Raw genomic sequence first — 24608 nt, 5'->3', positions numbered from 1 at the left:
GATTATTTTACCTTATGGTTATGTTTTGATGATTTTAAATTAAAGTGTTTTTAAAGAGTAGAGACTTACTTTGTATTCCGAAAAACAAATCAACAGCTAGCTTAACAAAAACCACTGCTGCGACAACAACAGTGGAATCTAAGTTAAGCATCGTAAATGTGATACTTTACTTAATAATATGTACCATAAAATTAAACATTTTAAACTGAAAAAACTAATTCCTTTGGCATTTGTTTTCTTGTATTGTAACAAGGCGGAAGCAAAGGTTTTGAACGACAATTCTAATTTCGAAATACAAGCAGCAGATGCTACTGTAAAAGGAATTGTACAAGACGAGAATGGATTTGCTGTTTCGGGCGCAAAAGTTATTATCGTAGAAACTGGAAAAGAAGTAATAACAGATGAGAACGGTTTATTTTCTATTGAGGCAGAGGTTGGACAAACTTTAACTGTACAATTAGAAGGATTTACCATTCAGAAAGTTGTAATTGATTCGGCAGAAATGACAATCCATATTTCGAGTGAAACAAGTATTTCTGATGAACATGCTTTACAAGAAGTAACGTTGGTTGGATATGGTTCTCAGAAAAAATCTGATCTAACAGGATCTGTAAGTCAATTAAAATCTGAACAATTTAAAGAAGGAATGAACATTTCTGTGGATAACTTAATCCAAGGAAAAGTAGCTGGTGTTCGTGTTGTGCAAACAAGTGGAGAACCAGGCGCTGGAATGAATGTTTCTATTCGTGGAGTTGGATCTATTCGAAGTGGTAGTACACCTTTATTTGTTGTAGATGGTGTGCCGTTAAGCAATGAAAATGTAAGTTCTGGTGGACCCAATGTTGGTTTAGGAAGTTCAAGCGCAAAAAATCCATTAAACTTTCTAAACACAAGTGATATAGAATCGATAACTGTTCTTAAAGATGCTTCTGCCTCAGCAATCTATGGAGCAAGAGGTTCTAATGGTGTTGTTTTAATTACAACAAAACAAGGAAAAAAAGGTGATGCACTTTTTACGTATGATACTTACTTCGGTGTTTCGAATGTGATTAAAAAATTAGACTTGATGAATGCTGATGAGTATAGAAACGCCGTAGATCCTTCTTACGATCATGGTGGAAATACAGATTGGCAAGATGTATTGTTTCGTTCAGCAACTTCTCAAAATCATGCCTTTTCATTTTCTAAGAAAACGAATACAGGAAGCTACTATGCATCAATTTCTCATATGGATCAAGATGGAATTATTGAAACAAGTAATTTCAGAAGAACTACAGCTCGTTTAAATGCAGAAGAATCTTTCTTAGACAATCAACGTTTAAAAGTTAAGTTCAATTTAACAGCTAGTGATATTAGAGAAACCGGTTTACCAAATGGTTCAAATGCTGGTTCAGATGGACAGTTGGTCATTCATGCCTTAATGGCTAATCCTACACGTTCTGTTTTTGATAAAAATGGTGATTACACAAATTTCAACATGAACGCTCATTATAACCCAATGTATTTATTAAGTAAGTATAATGATCATACAAATACATTTAGAGTTTTAGGAAATGTTGAGGCAACTTTACGTATTCTTCCTGGTTTAAATTATAAATTAAATTACGGTATTGACAAATCAACTTCGGAACGTAATACGACGATGTACCCAAACATTACTGATAGAACGCCGAGAGGAATGTACACACAAAGTAATTTAGAGTCGTTGAGTAATTTAGTTGAGCATTATTTAACTTTTGACAAAACATTCAACAGACACACTATTAATTTATTAGCAGGTTTTTCTTACCAAAAATTTAAATTTTCAGGAACTTATTTTGGCTTGACTAATATTGCAGAACAAGGAAGTGGTGTTGCACCAGAGAATAATCCTGGTTATTCTGGAACTGCATTTATTCCAAGTCCTGGTTACGCACAAGAAAATGAATTACAGTCTTACTTTGGACGTGTAAATTATAACTATGATAGCCGCTATTTATTTACAGCATCTTTACGTGCAGATGGTTCTACTCGTTTTGGAAAAAATAATAAATATGGCTATTTCCCATCTTTAGCAGTTGCTTGGGCCATTAATAAAGAAGAATTTTTAAGAGGTTCTTCTGTTGTAAATGAATTAAAATTAAGAGCAAGTTGGGGACAGACAGGTAACCAAGAAGTTCAGAATAAATTAACGCAAGCGAGTTCGTCATTATCTTCTTCTGCGGGTTATTGGTTATATAATCAAAATGATTTGATTAACGGAGTAATGGTAAACAGAACTGCAAACCCTGATTTGAAATGGGAGGTTGTTGAACAAACAAATTTTGGAGTTGATTTTAGTTTATTCAATAGTAAGTTATATGGGTCGTTAGAATATTATAATAAAACAACTTTAGATCCGATTTTAAATATTCCTTCTGGGCCATTAAGTCCAACGAGTACAGTTTGGCAAAATGTAGATGGAAAAATAGAAAATAAAGGATTTGAATTGACTTTAGGTTCTCAAATTATCGATCAAAAGGATTTTACGTGGTCATTAGATGTAAATGCAGCAACATTATCAAACAAAGTAAAAGACTTACCTGTTTCCGAAATATATTCAGGAGAGATTTCTGGGCCAGGAATGTCAGGTGTTTATGCTAATGTTTATAAAAATGGATACCAAGCAGGATCATTTTATATGCTAAAATATTTAGGAATTGACGAGCAAGGTAAATACATATATGAAGATACTGATGGGAATGGTTCAGTAGGAACTGAAGATAGACAAATTTTCGAAGGTCCACTTCCAAAAGTAACGTACGGGCTTAACAGTTATATGCGTTATAAAAGGTTTGATTTTGCATTCTCTTTTATTGGTCAAGCAGGAGGATATTTAGTCAATAATACTAATCTCAATTTAAATATTAACAATTTAGCATCAGACCGTAACTTGTTAAGAGATTTTTACACTTCTGGAGCAAGTGCTGAAAATTTACCGCAATTATCATCACTTTATTTAGAGAAGTCAGATTTCTTACGTTTAAATAATGTTCGTTTAGGATATAATTTTGGAGTTGAGCAATTAAAATGGGTAAAAAGTTTAAACTTATGTGTAAGCGCTCAAAACTTATGGACAATCACAAATTACAGTGGATATGATCCATTGATTGACACATCAAAAGCTGTATCAGGAAATCAATCATTAGGAATTGATTATGCAACTTACCCATCTGCGAAAACATTTATGGTTGGAGCAACTTTAAAATTTTAATACCAGAATTTATTATCATGAAATTAAAAACAATAAAAATATCTTATCTATTTTTCGCATTACTTTCTGTGAGCATTTTAAGTTGTACAGATTTAGAAGAGCAAGTAGTTGATGAAAGATTAGGATCAGAATCACCAAGTCCAGAAAACGCAATTGCTGCAGCCTATGGACAATTAGGAGACGGAACTTTCGTAGATCACGGAAATGTTTTCGGTTTACAAGAATACTCTACTGATGAAGCAATTTTACCTACACGAGGAAGTGACTGGGGAGATGGTGGAAAATGGAGAGCATTATCTGAGTTTACTTGGGACGCTTCAAATCCTCAAATAAAATCAGCTTGGGATAATTTAAATTTCGGAATAACGAAATCTTTAACCGCCATACAAGCAATAGAGAAAAGTAGTGTTGCTAACAAACAATTATTTTTAGCTGAAGCAAAAGGTTTATTAGTTTTTTATACTTATCATACATTAGACCTATACGGACAGGCTCCTTATAGAGATCCAATGGATGTAAATGCAGAAATTGTAGTAAGAAAAGCTGATGTAGCTATTGATGAATTAATTACAGAAGTAGAAGGTATCATACCAAATTTAGCAAATATTGGAGAGCAATCTACACATATGGGAAGATTCACTAAACAAGCAGCTTATGCTTTATTAGCTGATATGTACATGAACAGAGCTGTTTTAAAAAATAGATACTCCAACACTTTCGATTTTAATGAGAGTGCTGTTAGTGGTGGTGTTTCTGATATGGATAAAGTAATTGAATATTCTTCAAATATAATCAATTCAGGACGTTTTAAGTTAGAATCTAATTTCTTCCGTAATTTTGATATTAGTAATGATGACGGAACAGAATTAATATTTGCGGTAGTACAAAAAGCAACTGCAAATAGTTTAAGAAACAGTTCAAACAGTTTTGCATATATGCCTGTTGAACGTGCACAAAAACCTTCTCCAGACAATAGAGGAACTAATGCTACAGGAACGACACCAGAGTTTTACCACAGTTGGGATGGAAATCATGAAGACCCTCGTTTTCACAGACATTACCAATATGAAGATGGAACTTGGTTTATGAATGATGGAACTGATGTTAGTGTTCCTGCTACAAGTTTAGTAGAAGGTACGGGAAAACCTTGGTTTCATTTTAATAGAGGTATTCAAGCAGGTGTTCAATATGGTCCAACTATTTTAGCGAATGGATCTTTTGAGATGGTAAATGGACGTATAAAAGTAAATCAACTAAAAATGGAAAAAAACACCAATTTACTTGTTAATTTTACTCCAGAATATAACTTTGATAATCCTTTACAAGCTGTACTTTCTCAAAATCAAATTAACAGAGGAGCGCGTGTATTTAAATATGAGTTTGATCCTAGTTTTGGAAACAATGGAAATGGTAGTGTAAATATTTCTTTGTTTCGTTTAGGTGGAATTTATACATTGCGAGCTGAAGCTTATTTCCGTAAAGGAAATACAAGTGCAGCATTAGCAGATATTAACATGTTAAGAACCAGTAGAACAAGAGAAGCATTATTTGGTAATGCGCCAGGTGTTGCAATCACTACTCTTGATGAGGCTACTTTAGTAAAGGAAATCGCTTTCGAAACATATTGGGAATTAGTAAGAAGAAAACAATTAATTCGTTTCGGAAAATTTGAAGAAGCAAGAACTGCAAAATCAGTAACTGCCCCTACAAAAAGAATTTACCCGATTCCGCAAGCAACAATTGATGCTTCTAATGTATTTACACAAAATAAAGGATATTAAAGTAAAATTTTTTATATTATACTTTATTTAGACATTGTATCATAAACTGTGTAAGTATAAAATTCTACTTGGCTAGCCAAGTAGAATTTTTTTATACATCTCATAATAATATAGTTATTAACATATAAATTATTTTTTCCCAAAGACAATACTGTAAGAAAAGCAACTAAAAAGCGTATAATGTCGTAAAAAAATAAAATGCGATTATTAACCAATTCTAATCTTATATCAAAAAAAGTTAGAAGATATTCAGAATTAAGCCAAAAAAAGGAATGTTACTTTTAGTTCAAAATGGAAATTTTTAAATATAAAGAATGTTATTCTTAAAATACTACAAATTAACCAGTTGATCTAGTTGCTTTTGAATTTCTTCATTTTTTATTTTACGATGTGATGCACTGTACACACATTTTCCATCTTTTATTATTAAGATTTGGGGTGACTCATGCTGAACATTGTAACGACGTTCTATCTCATTAGATATTGGTCTATACGTTAATAAATCTAAATAATTCAGTTCAAAATCACTTTCTTTTACAACATCCCAAATGATATCACATAATCCACAAGTTGTACTGTGTTTATAAATAATTTTTGGTTGATTAAAAGATGCTTGATCAATTTGGTCTAAATCATCTAAAGTTGTAATATCTATTTTTTTCATTTTTGTTTCAATTATTTCATCTATAAAATTACATTGAAAAGAAGAAAAAACCTATTCTATTCAATGATTGTATTTCCTTTGTATGTCAAGCCATAGTTAATACTAGATCTAAGATTTTTTTTTATACTTATTATAAAATGTTAAACTTTCAATAAATTCACTCCACCAAAAACACACCTAAATCTTTTAAACTATTGATGAATAAAACACTTAACCCTTTCTGTATATAAAAATAACAGACAATAAAAACCTATTGCTAAATGAACTAGTAGTTGTTATGTTTTTTTCGGTATTTCATGGCTAAATATTTAATCTTAAAAACTGTTTTTAATAATTTCATTTAATTAAGATCTTTTTCAATGTATTTTAATTAAATGAAATAATATCCTTCCTCCTTCTCTCTCCAAAAAATTCCAAACTTCTTCAAAAAATATTTTTAACAAAAAGTTAAATGTTAATGATTTGGCTTGATTTAATTAAATAAACTTAAATTATCATTCGAATAAATATTCATTTTAAAAATATTTTCCTGAATTAATGCGCTACTATGTTATGCATACGTCGTAAAACTACTACATATTCGATTGTAAACGGTTAAAAACGGTTAATTAAAATATCTGTTTCTAATTTAGTCCTAGATAAAAATTAAAATAAATCAATCTTAAAATTTACAACTATGGCTAACAATTCAAGAGGAGTCTTAAAATTCAACGGTGGTGAGGATCAAAAAATCATCAAATTAGATTATCAAGTTTCAAGAACAACTGATGTTTCGGGGCGTGTAGCTTCTGATCCATCTAATGCTTTAATCAAAGTAACAGTAGAGGCAACTGAAAGTTCTACGATTTTGGAGAGTTTATTAAACGGAAAATATAAACCAACTGTTGGTGATATTACGTTCAATAAAGCGCACGAAGAAGGTGTTTTAATTAATTTGAAGTGGGAAAACGGTTACGTTATTCAACACGAATTAAATTTTGACGCGTTAAACGACAACAATATGTTAATTTCATTTGTCGTGAGTGCAGAGAAAATTGATTACGGAACAGCTTCTTACGACGGTGTTTGGCCTTCTGCTCGATAATTTATTTCAATCGAAAATCGCATAAGTTTACTAACCAACTAACTTATGAAATCTTGAAAACTCTTGGTGCGATGCGAAGGCTGCATCAGGAGTTTTTTGTTTGTAAATGAAAAAAGAGTATATTTAAAGTATTAAAAATCAAAACCTCTCACCTATGCAACTACCTTTCAAACCCTACAATGGTGCTAAGGCTATTGACGATAGCCAAGTCGCTGGAATTAATCGTTTAGCCAAATTATTAATCGTAATTGATGGTAAAATTGTTCCGCATTACAAGCATTTTTCTTTAAAACAACATAGCCAAACTCATCATCAATTCGAGTTAGTTTTGGATCATGATACCTTTGGTAATTATGAAAATCATAAACTCGAAACTTCAAATAAATTTTTAGGAAACCGCCTGACAGTCGTTATTCGTTACAAAGATATTGAGGATAGTCCTGAAAGAACTTTTGTCGGAGTCATTACAAAAGTAGGGTATTTACAAGAACATTCTAGCCTTGGAAATATCGTTTTATCGGGGTTTAGTCCAACTATTTTGTTGGATGGCGCACCGCATACACAGAGTTTTGGAGGTGATAGATCGGTTAACATGAGTATTATTGCCAATAAACTAATTAAAGAAGGACTTGGAGATTCTAAATTTGATATTCGGGTTGACGCAAAAGATGCTTCCGATATAGTTTACAGCACGCAATACAATGAAACGCATTACAATTATTTGGCTCGAATGGCTTCTGCTTATGGAGAACAATTTTTTTATGATGGTGAAGTCTTGCATTTTGGACAATTGCCGCCACAAAATAAACCGCTCAATTTGGTTTATGGTCGAAATGTAAATGATATTAGTATTGAGCTGAATGCGGTTCATACTAAACCTCAATTTTATGGCTATAATAGCAGTGATAACGCAAAATTAACTTCTGGTCAAACACCGCTTAAACACAGAAGCGATTTGGCTCAAACAGCTTATAAAAACAACGAGAATATTTTCAAAACTAAAGCTTTACAAGTCGCGCCTATCAAAGCAAATACGGATAAAGATGTAGTAAATGCGCAAGAAAGTGAGGCTGGACAAAAAGGTGTTGAAGTCTTTACAGTAAGCGGTTCTACATCGATTCCATTTTTGTATCCTGGTTGTGTAGCTGATTTAGAAATGCGCAAACAAGACAGCAACAAAACATCGTATTTTACTCGAATTATGATTACGGATGTGGAGCATGATATTGATACTTTAGGACATTATACGGAACGATTTAAAGCAATTGCTTCGGATACTGGATTTTTACCAAAACCTGAATTTACAATCCCAATTGCTCAACCTCAAATTGCAACTGTAATCTCAAATGCTGATCCAAAAGGACAAGGACGAGTGACCATTAAATTTGATTGGCAATTACATGATACAACAAATTTTATCCGCATGATGTCGCCTGATGCTGGAGGTACAGATCAAGTGACACAAAACCGTGGGTATGTTGCCATACCAGAAGTTGGCGATCAAGTAATGGTTGGCTTTGTACACAATCATCCTGACAGACCTTTTGTCATGGGCGGTATGTTTCATGGAAAAGTTGGATTGGGTGGTGGTGCGAATAATAGTGTGAAATCTATACAGACAAGAAGTGGACATCGTATTGTTTTTACAGAAGACGAAAGCATCATCATCACTGACAAATCAGGTAATGAAATTCATCTCGATACTATTGGTAGTAATATCAATATTACCGCTCCTGAAACGATTAATATAAAATGTAAGAATTTTAATATCGATGTTCAAGAGAATATGAATACAAGCGTAGGCTTTAATCAATCTAATTCTGTAACTATGAATAAAACAGAAAATATAGGAATGACTGAAAGCCAAATTGTAGGAGGAATAAAGAATATTTCTGTTGGTGGTAACTTCATGACCAATGTTGTGGGAAGTTTAATGGAATTTGTGAAAGGAAGTAGAGAGTCTAAAGCTAAAGAGGTGAAAGAAAATTCTAAAAAAAGACAAATAATTTCGCAAGAAAATAATGATATTCATTCACAGACAACATTTAATAATAATAGTGGAGAAAACTCTAAAATGCATTAAGTATGTCTATTATTAGAATTACAGAAGGTGAACATATTACTGAAATAGAAAAAAGTTGGACTGTTTTTACAGATGAATTTGAAGCTTATGCAGGTAATTTTAGCCATTTTACAGCTAAAAATGGAACTATTTTCGGAAATCCATCAAAAGATAAAAATAATGATTTAAACTATTTTAAAGAAGGTTGGTGGAGTTCTGATAAAGAAGGAAATAATAGGATAACAGAAGCTTATGTTGGAGATATTGTATATTTTAACATCAAAATGGAAAATGTAAAAGCGACAGATGCAAAAGTTGATTTACAGTTATATGATGATGATGGATGGCCTAATCCTCCTGATGCTATTGATATAATAGAAATAAAAGAAGACGGTAAAGCTGGAAATATTATTAAATCTAAACCTATTATAGACAACAAGGTTAGTTTTCCATTAACTTTAAGTAGTGGTTTGATAGACTTTATAGAAGATGATATAGGTAATGAAATAGAACTTTATTTTCAATGTGGATATAATGATGAAGTACAAATAAAATTACCCTATTCGCAATTAGATTATCTTAAAGTTTTTGAAAAAGAAGTTTTAATTACTGTGATTATAGAGTTACCGCATTCGTTTTACACTTTGTTAAATAATCCAATTAGTGCATTAGGTTTAGCAGGACATTCTGCAATGGCAATAGGTGATAAATATTTTGATTATGGACCAGATTATTATCAATTATTAATGAAGAAGAATATGATTATGATTTTAATAGAGATGGCGATAAAGATGATGATATAAATTTAAAAGAAGTAGATTCAAAAGGAAAACCTATATATGATATTAATGAAAAATTTGCACCAGGAAGACCTTGGTGGGGAGAAATGGTAGCTAGTAGATTAAAAATAAATGCAAAAGATGTAACGCTTAATCAAGTTTTAGATTTTATTGGACTTCATTGGTATAATGATGGAACTAATATATATGGAGAAGTTCATAAAATTGAGTTTTATGTTAAGGAGAGCGAAGCAAATAAAATGTTGAATTGGTGGGAGAAGCGCTATAAACATCTTAAAGTATATAGCGTTTATCCTTGGAAAGGAGAACAATGTACAACAACTGTAAAAACAGCAATTCAGCAAGCCTTTCCATTTGGTGTAACTGCAATTTTGGGTGTTAAAAATTGGATTCCTGATACAACACAAATGCCTAGTGGTTTATTAGAAGATTTGATATCTTTTAAAAGTTCTTCTAAACAACATTTTGACGAACGTGCTAAACATCAAATTATTAAAAAAGAATCGGATGATTTTAAAGGATAATATGAAAAAATATATAATAATTATGGGGATATTTTCATTTTTTAGTTGTGAGAAAAAATATAATTTTGATAGTGAAGAATTTATTAGAATAGAGAAACAAGCAAAAATATCTAGAAATAAAGCATCTGGAATTTATAAGAATACTTTTAAACAAAATTTCAGTTTTGATAAAAGTCCATATGAAATTGATAAATATATAGAACATATATATATATATATATAATGGATTCTATTTCATAGGTTTTTCAAACAAAATAGATAAAGATAATAATAAACTATATTTTTTAGCTAAAATAAACATAGAAACAGGTGAAATTTCAGTGGTAAAATAATAAAAAAATCTTATTTAAAAAGTCAATGAAATTTCATTGACTTTTTATTAATATTTCCTGTAAAGGCGAAGCTAATAAAATGATTGGATGGTGGGAGAAGCGCTATAAACATCTTAAAGTATATAGCGGTTACCCTTGGACAGGAGAACAATGTACAACAACTGTAAAAACGGCAATTCAGCAAGCCTTTCCATATGGTGTAACTGCAATTTTGGGTGTTAAAAATTGGATTCCTGATACAACTCAAATGCCTAGTGGGTTATTAGAGGATTTAAGATCTTTCAAAAGTTCTTCTAGGCAGCATAGTGGTCAATTTGCAAAACAAACAATAATTAAACATGAAAGTAAAAACTTTCCATAAAAATGAAAAAAATTATATTAATGTCAATATTTAGCTCAATAATTTCCTTTATCAGTTGTAAAAGTAATGAAGATAAGTATGCTAAAGAAAATTCTATTATTTATTTTGAAACAAAAGAATTTGAAGAATTTGAAAAAAAATCACCTATCAAATTAGAAGAAGCATGGAATATTCAAAAAAAATATATGAAAAAAAATAATCAAATTCCAGAAAATTGGTTGTTTTTTGTTATTAATGATTACTATGTTTTTAATTCATCTATAAATCCTAAAGAAGCAATTTTTTTTAAATGGGGTTTGAGTAAATTCGAAAACTGGAGATGTTAAGTATAACAATTCAGAAATTTTAATAAAATATAATAATGTATATAATGGGGAAAGTGAAAAATTTCCTTTTTAAATAATCTTTTCTTTTTTCTAAAGCATCATTTTGACGAACTAGTTAAAAATCAACTTATTAAACTAATCGAATGATTTTAAAGAATAATTATGAAAAATAAATTCTTATATCATATCATGTTTTTTCTTTTAGTGGCTATAAATTTATATTCGCAAAAGACAACAAAAGATAATTTTACATTTCTTGTACAAAAAGAAGAAGGTGACCTGAATAATGATAAACAGATTGATAAAGTTGTTTTAGAAATGGATTTAATTGACGAGACAGGTCCATTACGATTACAAATATTTCTTTCGAAACCGAATAAACAAATTCAACTGGCAGTATCTTCTACAAAGTTAATTGAAAACCAATATCCAGTTGATAAAAAAGGCGAACACAATGGTAATCCTATCCCTGATTTTTACATCGAAGATGGTAATTTGGTAATGCTTACAGATATCGAGAATCGAAAAAGCCGTTATGAATTTCGTTATAAACAAAACAATTTTGAATTAACTAAAATATCAAGAGTTAAATGGGACGGAAAAAATACTACATCTGAAACCAATATTAACTTGTTAACCAACACCAAAATAGAATTTAATCAAGAATTAGGTTCAGATAAAGTTTTAAATAAAAAGAAAATCATTATGAAAGTAAATAAGCTACCTAAAATTCAGGATTTGAGCTTTTCTGATTTAGAAAATTTTTAAAATTATTATGAATTAACTAATTTATAACTTTCCAAAAAAATTATCTTCTATAAACAGCTTACCTATCACTACCTAAAGCGCTTATTATAAATAAAATCTTAAACTATACTCCTTTTTTTAAAATATCTAGGAATAATTGTTACACAAGTAAATTTAATATACTAAGCATAATCTTACTTGCTTTTTATCTATTCTTGAAAAAACAGGAGTTAAGTCCTCTTACGTACTATTAATTTTCTTTTAATTGGTTTGGGACAAAATTTAGTTAAAGATCAAAATAATCTAAGTAATAGATCTGTTAATAATAGCATTGATACTTCTTTATAGTTTTCTTATTCTTTTTGTTCGAAATAACTCAGAATCGCTAGCTTTAATTATAATACTAGTAATATCAAATTTAATTTCTTTCTATACAAAATCTGGGGAATATCGGACTAATACAAATGTTTCATTCATGAATGGTCAAGGTTCAATTGTTGATTTGTATTAACTATTATTTATAAAATTCCATTTGATTTAAAATTCTACAAGAAGTATTTAGCTAATTCTATCATTTGAATTGTAGTATTAAATTGATGTAGAGAAGAATAATTGAAAGGTTATTTATCTTATTTATACAAATAAGTAAAAAAAGGTAGTAAATGAGGGGTATAGATGAGCAATTTTTAAATAGAGTGATTGTATTTTCGGAATAATTTTAAGATTTAAATAACAAAATTTAAATTATTTGCTGTTTTCTATAAGTTTTGATAAGAATAGATGGTTATTAAACATTTTCTTAGAATAATGTTGAGTGAAAAGTATTTTATTCTCAGGAGAAAGGAAGTTATTAGAACATATTTTTTTATGAATTAGATATATTTTTAATTACTTCTAAAATTGCATCTTTTCTTTAATTAAAAAGTATAAAACTTTAATTTAAAACAACTTAAACAAACATCACATCTTTTGAAAATGTAATGAAATATGATTTTTTTTTTAAAACTATATATAAAAGAATATGAAAAATAAACTACTTTATTTCATCTTTACTGGATTTCTGACAACACAAACTAGTTATTCGCAAGTGGGAATTAATACAGATAATCCTCAATCAACTTTAGATGTTGTGGCTAGTTTAGCTACAACATCTAAAGACGGTATTTTGCCTCCAAGAGTTACAAAGCAGCAATTAGCAGCAAAAAATTCAGGGACTTATAATACTAATCAAGAAGGAGCTATAGTCTATGTTACAACAGCAGATATCCCAACAGGAGTAACACCTAGTTTATCACAGGTTACCAATATAACAAGTTCAGGATATTACTATTTCAATGGAACTGAATGGTCTCCTTATTTATCAAAAAATATATATAATTCTGACGGAAGTCTTACTGGAAATAGAATCGTTACTCAAGGAAATCATACATTAGCGTACACTTCTTCGGTTGCCAATGGTTTTTCTGTAGATGGACCTACTTTTTCTGTAGATGCAGCTAATCACAAAATAGGTATAGGAACAACAACACCCGAAACGAAGCTTCATGTTGTTTCTACAGATCCTAAATTGAGCAGATACAATTTGATTGATGCAAATTCGGGAAGCAATCAATATGGAATTATGGCTCTAAGAAATATATCTGAATTAGCTATTGGAAACTTATCATTACTTGGTTTTACTAACAATGGTCCAACTGCAGGAGGTGCCAATTGGGCATTAGGATCTATTCGTACAGGAATATCAGATACAAAAGGTTTAGAAGAAGATTTTTATATCGGAAACTCTAATGGAGGTAATTTAATTGAAAGAATGCGGATTAGTGCTTCGGGAAATATTGGAATAGGTACTTCTTCTCCAAATAATAAACTTCACATTAAAGGCAGCAGTAACATCGATCCTGTACGGATAGAAGGTTTACAAAGTGGGGATATGGCTGTTACAGGATCTAAGATGTTGATGATAGATGGAAATAATAATGTAAAGACGACTACTCTCACTCCTGTTGGTGTCACAAATGGACTGAGTAAAACAGCAGCTGGAGATATAAAACTAGGCGGGACATTAACAGAAGCGACCACAATTACCACAGACGGAACAAATACATTAAAATTAGCAGGTTTAACAACTGGCAATGCGTCTAACATTGGTTCAAAAATTTTAATTGTTGATAGTAATAACAATGTACAAGTAACAGATAAAATAGCAAACGATTTATCTATTCCTTCTCCTGCTATTTTTACATTATTAACGGCTCAAAGTAATTTTTTGGATAACACTGCTGCAGGAGCTAAAAAAACTGTACCGATGTCGCTAACAAAAAATGCAATTAAAGGTTTAACTTTTGATGCTAGTAGTGAAACAATTACATTTCCCCCTGGAATTTACCAAATAACCTTTATATATGAAGCTTTTGTAGGAGGAAGCTGCACAGTTAGTTCCTATTTAGTTGATTTCCCTAAAGAAGTAGGAACTCAAAGAATTCATAGCACTGCGTCTCATAAAGCCGATGCTAGTGGTCTTGGTACTAATCACGGTGGTACAATTTCCTATGTTACAACTCTTGCAAATACAACATCATGGGTTATTCAGCTAGGAAGAGGATCTTCTGGAAACTGTTCAAATGGAATGACTTTAGTACAAAATTCAACTCAACTTGTTGTATTCAAATTAGGAGATATCTAAAATACTAACCTTTTTTATGCTTTAGATGATTTAATTTTTTATCAAAACAGATTGTAAAAATTAAAAACAAAAGCAAACTATACTTATAAAAATATAAGGTTAGAATTATCTAACCTTATATTTTTATAAAACCAAATTAATAACATATATGACTTATTATGCATATAGCTTCCAAGATAATATTGAAAATAATGATCATAAAATTTATTAATTTAATATTTTATAAAATATAATTTTGGTATAAACATAAAGTTTAAGTTAAAAATATAACTTTATAGCAATAATTCTTAAAGTTATTCCGAGATTGTATCCGATAGCAGATTCTAACTCTGTTATCTATATATATATGACAAATCACTTTATAGGAATAGGAAAATATATTCCAACTGAAAAAATATCAAATCTTTTTTTTGAAGAACATCAATTTTTTAATGAACAAGGAGAAATTTTAGATCAAAATAATGCTACTATTTCATATAAATTAAAGCAAATAACAGGAATAGAAGAACGTCGATATGCCAGAAAAGATCAAGTAACATCAGACTTAGGCTATATGGCAGCTGCTTCAGCCATCACAAATGCAAATATCGACGCAGAAACTATTGATTATATTATATTCGCTCATAATTTTGGAGATGTAAAACACGATACTATTCAGTCTGATATGGTGCCAAGTCTTGCTGCAAGAGTAAAAAATTTATTGAAAATTCAGAATCCTTATTGTGTTGCTTACGATGTTATTTTTGGTTGTCCAGGTTGGGTAGAAGGTGTTATACAAGCCAATGCATTTATAAAAGCTGGATTAGCAAAAAGATGTTTGGTAATTGGTGCTGAAACTCTTTCGAGAGTAGTAGATGAACACGACCGAGATACAATGATATATGCAGATGGAGCTGGTGCTGCTATTTTAGAAGCTTCTACAAACAATAAAGGAATACAAGCTCATTTATCTGCCTCTTATGCAAACGAAGAAAAAGATTATCTGTTTTTTGGAAAATCATATAATTCAGAAAAATGTCCGAATACCAAATATATCAAAATGTATGGTCGAAAAATCTATGAGTTTGCTTTATCCAAAGTACCTTTAGCAATGAAAAAATGTGTTGATGATAGCTCATATAATATTGACGATATCAGTAAAATAGTGATTCATCAAGCCAATGAAAAAATGGACGAAGCAATTGTAAAACGCTTTTATAGTTTATATGATCAAGATGTTCCAAAAAATATTATGCCAATGAATATTCATAAACTTGGCAATAGTAGTGTGGCAACAATTCCAATTCTTTTGAAAATGATTATGGATAATGATTTGGAAAATCACCAAATAAATGAAGGCGATGTGGTATTATTTGCTTCTGTTGGCGCAGGTATGAATATAAACACATTTATTTACCAATTTTAACGATATCAATTATGATAATATCTAAGTTCTAATCACAATTAGGTTAGAACTTTTTTGTCATATAGAATTCTCTAGAAATTAATACCATTTAATTCATTAAAACTTATTACCTTTGCAACGTACTTAAGAAGATATTTTGTCTTAATAGTTTACAATTGTATTCTTTATTTTACTTTTTTTAATTCACTAATTGACCTAGTCAATATAATTTTAACTTCTGTTTTCTAAAACGTATACTTGTAAGTTTTACTACATTATAATATAAATGTTGTTGGATAATTAATTCATGTTTTCTTAGGTTTTATCAGTATTAATAATAAAAAATCTATACAAACATTTATGGCAGATTCTACATCTAAAAAAGAAAATAGCAAAAAGAAAGCTTTAAAAAAATTAGAGAAATTAAACAAAAGAGAGAACAGAAAAGAGAATAACAACAAAGGAAAATCATTAGAAGATATGATTGTCTATGTTGATGTACTTGGTAATTTTACAGATGTACCACCTCATTTACAAGACAAAGAAGCCGATTTGCTGAATAATAAAAGATTAGAATCTGATAACAAAGATGTTTTTATAGAAGGTATGGTTGATATCTACAACGATTCAAAAGGGTTTGGTTTTATTAAAGTACCAACTTCTAACGATAAAATCTTCTTCCACTTCAAAGAATCAAAAGAATTACTTAAAGTAGGAGATCAAGTGCAGTTCAAAAAAGAAATGTCTGAAAAAGGATTCAGAGCAATTCAAATATCAAAAAAATAAATTAATTAAATATACAACTATGCAAGAAGGAACAGTAAAATTCTTCAACGAATCAAAAGGTTTTGGTTTTATCTCTAACGCAAACGGAGGTGAAGATGTTTTTGTACATGTTTCTGGATTAATTGACAAAGTAATTGAAAATGATCAAGTTACTTTTGATATTGAAAAAGGAAAAAAAGGTCTTATGGCTGTCAATGTAAAAAGAAAATAATTCAACATATAATTATTTCTTATAAATCAAAAAGTCCTTATGTAAATAAGGACTTTTTTGTTTTTAAATACACAATAACACATTTGTTATTATCTTCTACTAAAATTACAGCTTTTATAAGCTATTGTAAATCTTATGTGTAATCACTTTTTTCTAAAGATTTCTAATAATAAACAAATTTGATTATACTAAATCATCTCCTGTAGTTTATTACCTTTTAAATATTTTTAATGCATTTATAAGTAAACTACAAAAAACCACAGAATATCAAAGCGCTATAAATCAATAAAATACAAAACATCATTTCATTATTACTTCCCTCGATGGAAACAGGTATCTACCATGAAAGTAATAATAACTATTTCTAAAGGATTTTATTTCTTTACACTAAATCATTAAACAATATTTTTAAGAACGATAAAGTACTGAAGCAGTAGTTAATACATCTCAAAGTGATGTAGAATTTATCTATCATAGAACAAATCGTTCAAAAAATTCGAATTCATTTTTTAAGGATATAAATTATAGAAATAATAATCAAAATGATATTAATAACAGGAGCGACTGGCAATTTAGGATCTAGTGTAGTTAATCAACTTTTGAAAAAAAGTACACAAGATACTTTTGTCGTTACATCAAGTAATCAAGAAGGAGTCAACAAACTAACATCAAAAGGGTTTCAAGCCAGATTAGCAAACTTTAGCGACAGAGAATCTTTAAAAGAATCTTTTGATGGAATTGAAAAATTACTTTTGATTTCTACAATGGATTCAAACCGTTTCGAACAACATAAAAATGTAATCGATGCAGCAAAGGACCAAGGAGTAAAACATATTGTTTATACTGGTCTAGCAATAAAGGACATTCAAACTTCAGGAGTAAAAGACTTAATGATAAGTCATTTTCAAACAGAAGATTATATTAAAAAAAGTGGTTTAACCTATACAATTTTGAGAAATACAATGTATGCGGATGCATTAAATCAAATATTAGGAGAAAACGCGTTAAATCAAAATATAAATTTACCTGGAGGGAATGGAAAAGTTCCTTATGTTCTTCGTAGAGAAATGGGAGAAGGAACTGCTAATCTGTTACTACAAAAAGGTCATGAAAATAAAACCTATGATATTGTAGGAAATAAAGAATATAGCTATCAAGATATTGCAAATGTATTGTCTAATCTGAGTGGAAAAACAATAAATTATAATGATATTTCTGAAAATGATTTCGAAAAAAATTTAAAACAAATAGGTTTTCCAGATTTCGCTATATACCTAAACACAGGAACTCTATTTGATATTAAAACACATCAATACGAAATAGAAAACAAATTCTTAGAAGAACTACTTGAAAGACCTACAGCTCCAATCGAAGAATTTTTAAAAGAACTATTTAAAATTTAAAAAAATGAAAAACTTTGTTTTATTACTGAGAGTCAATACAAATATGGATCCTGGAGCTTTTACAGACCCAAGAGAAGTAGCTGATAGAGCTAAATGGTTAGAAGACGTTAAAGAAAAGGGAATTGTCAAAAACTTAGGAGGAACTATGCCTCCCATTCCTCCAATGGCAACTACAATTTTTGCTGATGGTTCTGTAAAAGAAGGACCTTTTAAAGAAGTTGAACATTTCTTAACTGGATTTCTAATTATAGAAGTAGAAGATTTAGAAGCTGCCAAAAAAATTGCAGCAACCAATCCTATTCTAGTCGCTGGAGGAAGTGTAGAAATACGAGAAATCTTACTAAGATAGTATTTGATAGCCTTATGAACTTGAAGAAACAAAAAAATTGGACTCTATTTGCCATATTTGGTATTGCCTATTGGTTTTTTGGCAATCTATATGAAGCTATAGTTTTTGGCCCTAATTGGATTATTGAAGATCCTAATCATCTGAAGCACTTAAATATGTTTTTTGTCAATTCTAGTCCAACTCTATATTTTATACCGATGACATTAATTGCAGGAATCTCAATTTGGATTTTAACATTTTTAAATAAAATTAATAGTGTAAAACGCGAATACAGAATGGCAAGTATTTTAGCTCTAATAGTTACCATACTTACATCATTAATAGTCGGTTTTGTATTATCAAAAATGTTTGGTTCAGGATTTTATGCGAATCCAGAAAAAGGAAGTTTTTATGGAAAAATATGGAATGTATCAAATGCATTTAGAATGATATTTGAACTAGCTACCATTTACTATTTATTCAATGCTTATAGAAAATTAGATAAATTAAAATAATCAAACCAATTTAATACCCTTAATATTTAAATGAAATTATTAGAAGCGCTAAACTGGAGATACGCTACAAAACGTATGACAGGAGAAAAATTAGATGATGATACAGTAAATAAAATTATTGAAGCAGCGCGTTTAGCTCCAACATCTGCAGGATTACAACCAGTACATTTGTTTGTAATTAGTAATCCTGAAGTAAAAAAACAAATTCAACCAATAGCATTTAATCAACCTCAAATTGTAGAATCATCACATTTGATTGTTTTTACATCTTGGGCAACAATTCCAGATAAAAAAGTTGATGAAGTATATAATTATACAAATTCAGAACGAGGTATTTCTAATGAAAAAACAGCAGACACAGTAGAAGGTCTAAAACAGTTATTCAGTACATTTTCTGAAGAAGAACAGTACCATCACACTGCTAAACAAGCACATATATCTTTTGGAATGGCAATTGCCGCAGCAGCAGAACTAGGAGTAGATGCTACGCCAATGGAAGGATTTAGTAAAGAAGGAATAGATGAATTTTTGAAATTAAAGGAAAAAGGATTAAGATCAGTTGTTCTTTTAGCTCTAGGCAAAAGACAAATAGAAGAGGATTGGTTATTTCCATTAAAAAAAGTTCGTCAACCTAAAGAAGAGTTTATTACAGAAATTAAGTAATAGAATATTTTTTTACAAATTCTGTATTAACAAAACTCATTTCAAAATAGATTACCTATGTTATTAAAAGACAGCTTAAGAGAAAAACTGTTATTTCGCTAAATAGCATCATACTCATTAAGACAACTTAAAAGATAGGATTTCTGATAATGATCTGTTTCAACAAAAAACTAATCAAATATGAAAATAGAAATTTGGAGCGATGTAATGTGTCCTTTTTGTTATATTGGAAAACATAATTTAGAAAAAGCTTTAGAGAATTTAGAATATAAAGACCAAATTGAAATTATTTGGAAAAGTTATCAATTGGATGCTAGTATTCCCGAAGTTGTTAACGATACATACGCAGGATATTTATCTAAAAAACGTAATGTCAGCGAAGAGCAAGGAAATCAAATGTTAGCCTCTGTATCTACTACTGCTAAGCAAATAGGTCTAGACTATCATTTTGATAAAACAATCATGACCAATTCCTTTAAAGCACATCGTCTTATACAATTTGCTAAAAGTAAAGCAAAAGGATCTCAAATGGAAGAAAGACTTTTCAAAGCATTTTTTACAGAAGGGAAAAATGTATCAGATACAGATACTTTAATACAATTGGCTAAAGAAATCGGCTTAGAGGAAAACGAAATTTCGGCAGCTTTTACTGATGATATATATGCATATCAAGTAAAAAATGATATTAACGAAGCAATTCAATTAGGTGTAACAGGAGTTCCTTTTTTTGTACTTGATAGGAAGTACGGTATTTCCGGAGCACAACCCTCGGATGTATTTTCAAACACTATTGAAAAGGCATTTGAAGAATGGAAATTAAATCAAACTAAAACAAACTTAGATATACAAAATGGGCAATCATGTTCTATAGATGGTCAATGCGACTAAAAACAACTTAAACAATAAAATTATGATTAGACTATTTAAACAATGCTTTTTAATTGCTATTGCAGCAGCCCTTTTAATTGCTTGTAAAAAAGAAAAAACAAAAGTAGATTTATTAATTAAAAACGCAACTGTTTTTGATGCAACAGGAATTGATCCTATTTCTAATGCAAGCGTAACTATCAAAGGTGGAAAAATAGTAGCAGTACAAAAAGGTGAAATAACTGATGTAAAAGCTACAAAAACTATTGATGCAGGAGGTAAGTTTGTTATGCCTGGACTTATTAATTCACATTTACATTTATTCTGGAATATGTATGACATGCCTCCAAAAATGCCTGCAACAAATGATGCTCAAGCAAATAAATTTATTGAAAATGAATTAACTAAACGTTTAAAAGGTCATTTAGAACAAGGAATAACATCTATACTTTCTCCAATAGATTTTGAACCATATATTTATAATGTTAGAGAAAAAGTTGCAAAAGGAGAAATTAGCGGACCTCGTGTTTTTGCTGCTGGTCCTGTTTTACTTAAATCTGGTGATTATTACGCATGTGCTGGACTAGAAGGAGAAGATTTAAAATGGTGTAACGAACATGTAAGATTACCAATTGAAAATCCTGAAGAAGCACGTAAATCTGTTCAAAAATTAGTAAAACAAAAAGCTGATGTTGTTGTTTATGATGGTGTAACAAATCAAACCAAATTCAACAAAGAAGTCTTAACTGCTATTGTTGATGAAGCACACAAAAATAATTTAAAAGTGTTTGTTCATAATGCTGATGCAAAAGATGTTCCTAATATGGTAGCTGCTGGCGTAGATGTATTTATTCATCCTCCAGCAAAAACAAAAGATGTTGATGGAAAATATTTGAAAGTAATTGGAGAAAAGAAAATTCCAATTGCAATTACACTTGGCTTTATGCAACGTTATATGAAACTTGGTTTTGCAACTCCAAAAGACAGAAATGATTATGATATTATGCAAAATAACGTCCAAGTAATGTTGAAAGCAGGAGCAGTTCCATTATTCACTTCTGATGTTCCAGGAATTCCTCCAACAGAAGTAGTACCTATGGTTACAGGAGTAATGACTGGTCAAGGAATTGACAATAAAACAATTCTTTTATCTGCAACAAAAGAAGGCGGAAAAGCTTTGGGAGCAAAAAATTTAGGAACTCTGGAACCAGGTAAAATTGCAGATGTTATTCTTGTTGATGGTAATCCGCTAAAACAAATTGCAGATCTTCAAAAAGTAAAAACAGTCATAAAAGATGGAAAAATTGTAGTTGAAAAATAAGTTCACTTTTTAAATTAAAATTCATATCAAATTAAAAAATTAACCAGCGACATCAAGTTTGCTGGTTTTTTTATTAGGAAAGCATAGTATTTCAGATAATCATCTCTTTAAAAAAAAAAATACAATTTTTGATTCTGATTATAATAAAGTAACCTCAGTAAAAATGAGGTTACATAAGACAGCTTAATAAAGTAAACTTCTTTAAGTTTTTAAAGATAAAATTTTTGTACAAGTAGTTGTTTACTTAAACATTACCTTTTTTGTATAAAAATTCTAAACCAACTCAATTAAAGCTTGACGAATCGTATCATAAATATAATTTAGATCATCAGTCGAAATACAATAAGGAGGAACCAAATAAATTATATTTCCTAATGGACGCAACAATATACCTTTCTCTAAAAAGTAAGGATACAGCTTTTCGTGTATATCACTAAAATAAGACGTTTCTTCGTCTGTATTCCATTCCAACGCCAAAATAGTTCCGCATTGTCTTATCGCTTTTACTTTAGGATGATTTTGAATAGATGCAACAAAAAATTGATGTTGATGCACTATATTTTCAATTTGCTGTTGTGTAGAGGTTTGTAACAACAAATCAAGACTTGCTAACGCAGCAGTACATGCCAATGGACTTGCCGTAAAAGAATGTCCGTGGAATAATGTTTTATTCAAATCATCTGCATAAAAGGCTTGGTAAATTTCGTCTGTACAAGTTGTAACGCCCAAAGGTAAAGTACCACCTGTTAAGCCTTTCGAAAAACACATAATATCTGGAACTTCTGTCAAATGATTTGCTGCAAATAATTTACCTGTACGACCAAATCCAACAAAAATCTCGTCTTGAATCATTAAAATATTATGTGCTCTACAATAACTCATCAATTGATCTAAATATTCAGCCTGATGCATCAACATCCCCGAAGCTCCTTGTATCAAAGGTTCGTAAATAAAACACGCTACTTTAGTTGCAACTTCTTTTATTTGCGATTTAATAGCTTCTATATTTTCTGCATTCGGTGTATCAATAAAAATGACATCAAAAAGCTTTTCGTTAAAAGGTTCTGTCCAAATTCCTCTTCCACTTACCGACATCGCGCCAAAAGTATCGCCATGATAGGCATTTTTGAACGCTAAAATCACAGGTCTATCTTCTTTTTTATTGAAATGATATTGTAAACACATTTTTAATGCAACCTCAATCGCTGTTGATCCATTATCACTGTAAAATGCTTTTTTTTGGTTGGTTGGTAAAAGAGCCAATAAACGTTCAGACAATTCAATTGCAGGTCGATGCGTAAATCCTGCAAAAATAACATGTTCCAAAGTTGTTAGCTGTTCGTGCATTTTCTGTGCGATATACGGATGCGCATGCCCATGCAACGATACCCACCACGATGAAACCGCATCAATATATTGCTTGTTATTTTCATCGTAAATATAACTTCCTTCTCCTCTTACAATTGGAATAATATTATTGGCTTTTTTCATCTGCGTATAAGGATGCCAATTCACCAACTGATCGCGCTCTTTTAATGTGTACATGTCTGATTTGTTTCTTGTTTAACCATTGGTAGTAAACCTAAATTTTCAAACATTTGCATATCCTCTGATACCCCAGGATTAGGTGTTACCAGTAAGGTTTCACGTTCTCCTGTAAAAATAGAATTCGCACCAGCCATAAAACACCAAGCTTGTTCAACTTCTGTCATTTCTATTCGACCAGCACTTAAACGAACAACCGAAGAAGGCATCACAATACGAGCTGTTGCAATCATACGAACCATATCCCAAATATCTACTTTCGGATTATTTTCTAAAGGCGTTCCTTTTACTCTTGCTAAAGCATTTACAGGTACAGATTCTGGGTGTTTTGGCATTGTTGACAAAGTTAATAGCATAGAAATTCGATCTTGATGTGTTTCTCCTAAACCAATAATTCCGCCCGAACAAACTGTAATCCCAGCTTTTCGTACATTTTGTATCGTATTGATTCGATTATCAAATTTACGTGTAGAAATAATCTCATCGTAATAAGCTTCGGAAGTATCTAAATTATGATTATATGCGTGTAAACCTGCTTCTTGTAAACGAATCGCTTGCTCTTCTGTCAACATTCCTAATGTACAACACACTTCTAATCCCAACTCATTTACACCTTTCACCATTTCGATTATTCGATCAAAGTCTCGATTATTTCGTACTTCTCGCCAAGCAGCTGCCATACAAAAACGTGATGAGCCCGCTTCTTTTGCTTTCTTTGCATGTGCTAATACCGTTGCTGTTGGTAACAATGCTTCTACTTTAATATCGGTATGGTAGCGTGCTGCTTGTCCGCAATATGAACAATCTTCGGGACAACCACCTGTTTTTACAGATAACAAGGTACATACTTGTACTTCTCTTGCATTGTGCCATTCTCGATGTGTTTTGGATGCATGATATACTAAATCCAATAAAGGTTGATGATAAATTTTTTCGATTTCTTCTTTCGTCCAATCATGACGTGTTTTGTTTGATATTTTCATTGTATT

At 30.4% G+C, this 24608-nt stretch carries 23 protein-coding genes; 20 read left to right on the top strand and 3 right to left on the bottom strand.

All coding sequences use genetic code 11. The features are described 5' to 3' along the window. The first annotated feature begins 178 nt into the window (after positions 1 to 178). Together FH779_RS06530 and FH779_RS06525 are read left to right on the top strand one after the other, a co-directional pair. Positions 179 to 3232 carry a SusC/RagA family TonB-linked outer membrane protein gene (locus FH779_RS06530; protein ID WP_180906452.1) on the top strand — a complete coding sequence of 1018 codons (3054 nt, stop codon included), beginning with the start codon at positions 179 to 181 and terminating at the stop codon, positions 3230 to 3232. A gap of 17 nt (positions 3233 to 3249) precedes the next feature. After that, positions 3250 to 5013, top strand: coding sequence for a RagB/SusD family nutrient uptake outer membrane protein (locus tag FH779_RS06525; RefSeq protein WP_180906451.1), 1764 nt, complete (start codon positions 3250 to 3252; stop codon positions 5011 to 5013). A 331-nt stretch (positions 5014 to 5344) separates the two neighbouring features. Here the strand turns inward: FH779_RS06525 and ytxJ are convergent, their stop codons facing one another. After that, a complete protein-coding gene (gene ytxJ, locus FH779_RS06520; protein ID WP_180906450.1) occupies positions 5345 to 5677 on the bottom strand; it encodes a bacillithiol system redox-active protein YtxJ in 333 nt (110 codons plus the stop codon). A 676-nt stretch (positions 5678 to 6353) separates the two neighbouring features. Between ytxJ and tssD the strand changes: the two genes are divergently transcribed. From tssD to FH779_RS06430, 18 genes are all read left to right on the top strand, one after another. Beyond that, positions 6354 to 6761 carry a type VI secretion system tube protein TssD gene (gene tssD, locus FH779_RS06515; protein ID WP_180904904.1) on the top strand — a complete coding sequence of 136 codons (408 nt, stop codon included), beginning with the start codon at positions 6354 to 6356 and terminating at the stop codon, positions 6759 to 6761. 154 nt (positions 6762 to 6915) lie between these two features. Continuing rightward, entirely contained in the window at positions 6916 to 8844 is a 1929-nt protein-coding gene (locus tag FH779_RS06510) for a type VI secretion system Vgr family protein (protein WP_180906449.1), read from the top strand. Between the two features lie 2 nt (positions 8845 to 8846). Continuing rightward, positions 8847 to 9626, top strand: a complete 780-nt coding sequence (locus tag FH779_RS06505) for a hypothetical protein (RefSeq protein WP_180906448.1) — start codon at positions 8847 to 8849, stop codon at positions 9624 to 9626. An 83-nt stretch (positions 9627 to 9709) separates the two neighbouring features. Next, positions 9710 to 10147 (top strand): hypothetical protein, encoded by a 438-nt coding sequence (locus FH779_RS06500; protein WP_180906447.1) that lies wholly within the window; start codon positions 9710 to 9712, stop codon positions 10145 to 10147. 1 nt (position 10148) lies between these two features. Further along, positions 10149 to 10370, top strand: a complete 222-nt coding sequence (locus tag FH779_RS06495; protein WP_180906446.1) for a hypothetical protein — start codon at positions 10149 to 10151, stop codon at positions 10368 to 10370. 188 nt (positions 10371 to 10558) lie between these two features. After that, the gene (locus tag FH779_RS06490; RefSeq protein WP_180906445.1) at positions 10559 to 10840 is read left to right on the top strand and encodes a hypothetical protein; all 282 of its coding nucleotides are present in this window, start codon (positions 10559 to 10561) and stop codon (positions 10838 to 10840) included. A gap of 2 nt (positions 10841 to 10842) precedes the next feature. Continuing rightward, positions 10843 to 11166 carry a hypothetical protein gene (locus tag FH779_RS06485; RefSeq protein ID WP_180906444.1) on the top strand — a complete coding sequence of 108 codons (324 nt, stop codon included), beginning with the start codon at positions 10843 to 10845 and terminating at the stop codon, positions 11164 to 11166. 162 nt (positions 11167 to 11328) lie between these two features. Beyond that, positions 11329 to 11934, top strand: coding sequence for a hypothetical protein (locus tag FH779_RS06480; protein ID WP_180906443.1), 606 nt, complete (start codon positions 11329 to 11331; stop codon positions 11932 to 11934). A gap of 1000 nt (positions 11935 to 12934) precedes the next feature. Then, a complete protein-coding gene (locus FH779_RS06475) occupies positions 12935 to 14596 on the top strand; it encodes a hypothetical protein (RefSeq protein ID WP_180906442.1) in 1662 nt (553 codons plus the stop codon). 346 nt (positions 14597 to 14942) lie between these two features. After that, complete coding sequence (locus FH779_RS06470) at positions 14943 to 16001, top strand: 3-oxoacyl-ACP synthase III family protein (RefSeq protein WP_180906441.1); 1059 nt, start codon at positions 14943 to 14945, stop codon at positions 15999 to 16001. A 339-nt stretch (positions 16002 to 16340) separates the two neighbouring features. After that, on the top strand, positions 16341 to 16766 hold the full coding sequence (locus FH779_RS06465) for a cold shock domain-containing protein (protein WP_180906440.1): 426 nt from the start codon (positions 16341 to 16343) through the stop codon (positions 16764 to 16766). A gap of 19 nt (positions 16767 to 16785) precedes the next feature. Next, positions 16786 to 16977 (top strand): cold-shock protein, encoded by a 192-nt coding sequence (locus FH779_RS06460; RefSeq protein ID WP_038335863.1) that lies wholly within the window; start codon positions 16786 to 16788, stop codon positions 16975 to 16977. Between the two features lie 542 nt (positions 16978 to 17519). Continuing rightward, positions 17520 to 18380, top strand: coding sequence for an SDR family oxidoreductase (locus FH779_RS06455; protein WP_180906439.1), 861 nt, complete (start codon positions 17520 to 17522; stop codon positions 18378 to 18380). 4 nt (positions 18381 to 18384) lie between these two features. After that, positions 18385 to 18729, top strand: coding sequence for a YciI family protein (locus tag FH779_RS06450; RefSeq protein WP_180906438.1), 345 nt, complete (start codon positions 18385 to 18387; stop codon positions 18727 to 18729). A gap of 20 nt (positions 18730 to 18749) precedes the next feature. Then, positions 18750 to 19223, top strand: a complete 474-nt coding sequence (locus FH779_RS06445) for a hypothetical protein (RefSeq protein ID WP_180906437.1) — start codon at positions 18750 to 18752, stop codon at positions 19221 to 19223. Between the two features lie 30 nt (positions 19224 to 19253). After that, positions 19254 to 19886: an NAD(P)H-dependent oxidoreductase gene (locus FH779_RS06440; protein WP_180906436.1), complete on the top strand. Its 633-nt coding sequence runs from the start codon at positions 19254 to 19256 to the stop codon at positions 19884 to 19886. Between the two features lie 180 nt (positions 19887 to 20066). Further along, positions 20067 to 20774: a DsbA family oxidoreductase gene (locus FH779_RS06435; RefSeq protein ID WP_180906435.1), complete on the top strand. Its 708-nt coding sequence runs from the start codon at positions 20067 to 20069 to the stop codon at positions 20772 to 20774. A gap of 22 nt (positions 20775 to 20796) precedes the next feature. Continuing rightward, positions 20797 to 22074: an amidohydrolase family protein gene (locus FH779_RS06430; RefSeq protein WP_180906434.1), complete on the top strand. Its 1278-nt coding sequence runs from the start codon at positions 20797 to 20799 to the stop codon at positions 22072 to 22074. A 273-nt stretch (positions 22075 to 22347) separates the two neighbouring features. Here FH779_RS06430 and bioA read toward each other — a convergent pair whose 3' ends face one another. Continuing rightward, positions 22348 to 23619, bottom strand: a complete 1272-nt coding sequence (gene bioA / locus FH779_RS06425) for an adenosylmethionine--8-amino-7-oxononanoate transaminase (protein ID WP_180906433.1) — start codon at positions 23617 to 23619, stop codon at positions 22348 to 22350. Continuing rightward, positions 23607 to 24602 carry a biotin synthase BioB gene (gene bioB / locus FH779_RS06420; protein WP_180906432.1) on the bottom strand — a complete coding sequence of 332 codons (996 nt, stop codon included), beginning with the start codon at positions 24600 to 24602 and terminating at the stop codon, positions 23607 to 23609. Before bioB ends, bioA begins: the two co-directional genes overlap by 13 nt. Between the last annotated feature and the right edge of the window lie 6 nt (positions 24603 to 24608).

This window comes from Empedobacter falsenii, from assembly GCF_013488205.1.
Classification (GTDB): Bacteria; Bacteroidota; Bacteroidia; order Flavobacteriales; family Weeksellaceae; genus Empedobacter; species Empedobacter falsenii_C.
This window is presented reverse-complemented; position numbering and strand designations above follow the sequence as displayed.

What these genes read in the sequence shown, in the direction of transcription:
- FH779_RS06530 (WP_180906452.1), top strand. Translation starts at nt 179, where the DNA reads ATGTACCATAAAATTAAACATTTTAAACTGAAAAAACTAATTCCTTTG.
- FH779_RS06525 (WP_180906451.1), top strand. Translation starts at nt 3,250, where the DNA reads ATGAAATTAAAAACAATAAAAATATCTTATCTATTTTTCGCATTACTT.
- ytxJ (WP_180906450.1), bottom strand. Translation starts at nt 5,677, where the DNA reads ATGAAAAAAATAGATATTACAACTTTAGATGATTTAGACCAAATTGAT.
- tssD (WP_180904904.1), top strand. Translation starts at nt 6,354, where the DNA reads ATGGCTAACAATTCAAGAGGAGTCTTAAAATTCAACGGTGGTGAGGAT.
- FH779_RS06510 (WP_180906449.1), top strand. Translation starts at nt 6,916, where the DNA reads ATGCAACTACCTTTCAAACCCTACAATGGTGCTAAGGCTATTGACGAT.
- FH779_RS06505 (WP_180906448.1), top strand. Translation starts at nt 8,847, where the DNA reads ATGTCTATTATTAGAATTACAGAAGGTGAACATATTACTGAAATAGAA.
- FH779_RS06500 (WP_180906447.1), top strand. Translation starts at nt 9,710, where the DNA reads ATGGTAGCTAGTAGATTAAAAATAAATGCAAAAGATGTAACGCTTAAT.
- FH779_RS06495 (WP_180906446.1), top strand. Translation starts at nt 10,149, where the DNA reads ATGAAAAAATATATAATAATTATGGGGATATTTTCATTTTTTAGTTGT.
- FH779_RS06490 (WP_180906445.1), top strand. Translation starts at nt 10,559, where the DNA reads ATGATTGGATGGTGGGAGAAGCGCTATAAACATCTTAAAGTATATAGC.
- FH779_RS06485 (WP_180906444.1), top strand. Translation starts at nt 10,843, where the DNA reads ATGAAAAAAATTATATTAATGTCAATATTTAGCTCAATAATTTCCTTT.
- FH779_RS06480 (WP_180906443.1), top strand. Translation starts at nt 11,329, where the DNA reads ATGAAAAATAAATTCTTATATCATATCATGTTTTTTCTTTTAGTGGCT.
- FH779_RS06475 (WP_180906442.1), top strand. Translation starts at nt 12,935, where the DNA reads ATGAAAAATAAACTACTTTATTTCATCTTTACTGGATTTCTGACAACA.
- FH779_RS06470 (WP_180906441.1), top strand. Translation starts at nt 14,943, where the DNA reads ATGACAAATCACTTTATAGGAATAGGAAAATATATTCCAACTGAAAAA.
- FH779_RS06465 (WP_180906440.1), top strand. Translation starts at nt 16,341, where the DNA reads ATGGCAGATTCTACATCTAAAAAAGAAAATAGCAAAAAGAAAGCTTTA.
- FH779_RS06460 (WP_038335863.1), top strand. Translation starts at nt 16,786, where the DNA reads ATGCAAGAAGGAACAGTAAAATTCTTCAACGAATCAAAAGGTTTTGGT.
- FH779_RS06455 (WP_180906439.1), top strand. Translation starts at nt 17,520, where the DNA reads ATGATATTAATAACAGGAGCGACTGGCAATTTAGGATCTAGTGTAGTT.
- FH779_RS06450 (WP_180906438.1), top strand. Translation starts at nt 18,385, where the DNA reads ATGAAAAACTTTGTTTTATTACTGAGAGTCAATACAAATATGGATCCT.
- FH779_RS06440 (WP_180906436.1), top strand. Translation starts at nt 19,254, where the DNA reads ATGAAATTATTAGAAGCGCTAAACTGGAGATACGCTACAAAACGTATG.
- FH779_RS06435 (WP_180906435.1), top strand. Translation starts at nt 20,067, where the DNA reads ATGAAAATAGAAATTTGGAGCGATGTAATGTGTCCTTTTTGTTATATT.
- FH779_RS06430 (WP_180906434.1), top strand. Translation starts at nt 20,797, where the DNA reads ATGATTAGACTATTTAAACAATGCTTTTTAATTGCTATTGCAGCAGCC.
- bioA (WP_180906433.1), bottom strand. Translation starts at nt 23,619, where the DNA reads ATGTACACATTAAAAGAGCGCGATCAGTTGGTGAATTGGCATCCTTAT.
- bioB (WP_180906432.1), bottom strand. Translation starts at nt 24,602, where the DNA reads ATGAAAATATCAAACAAAACACGTCATGATTGGACGAAAGAAGAAATC.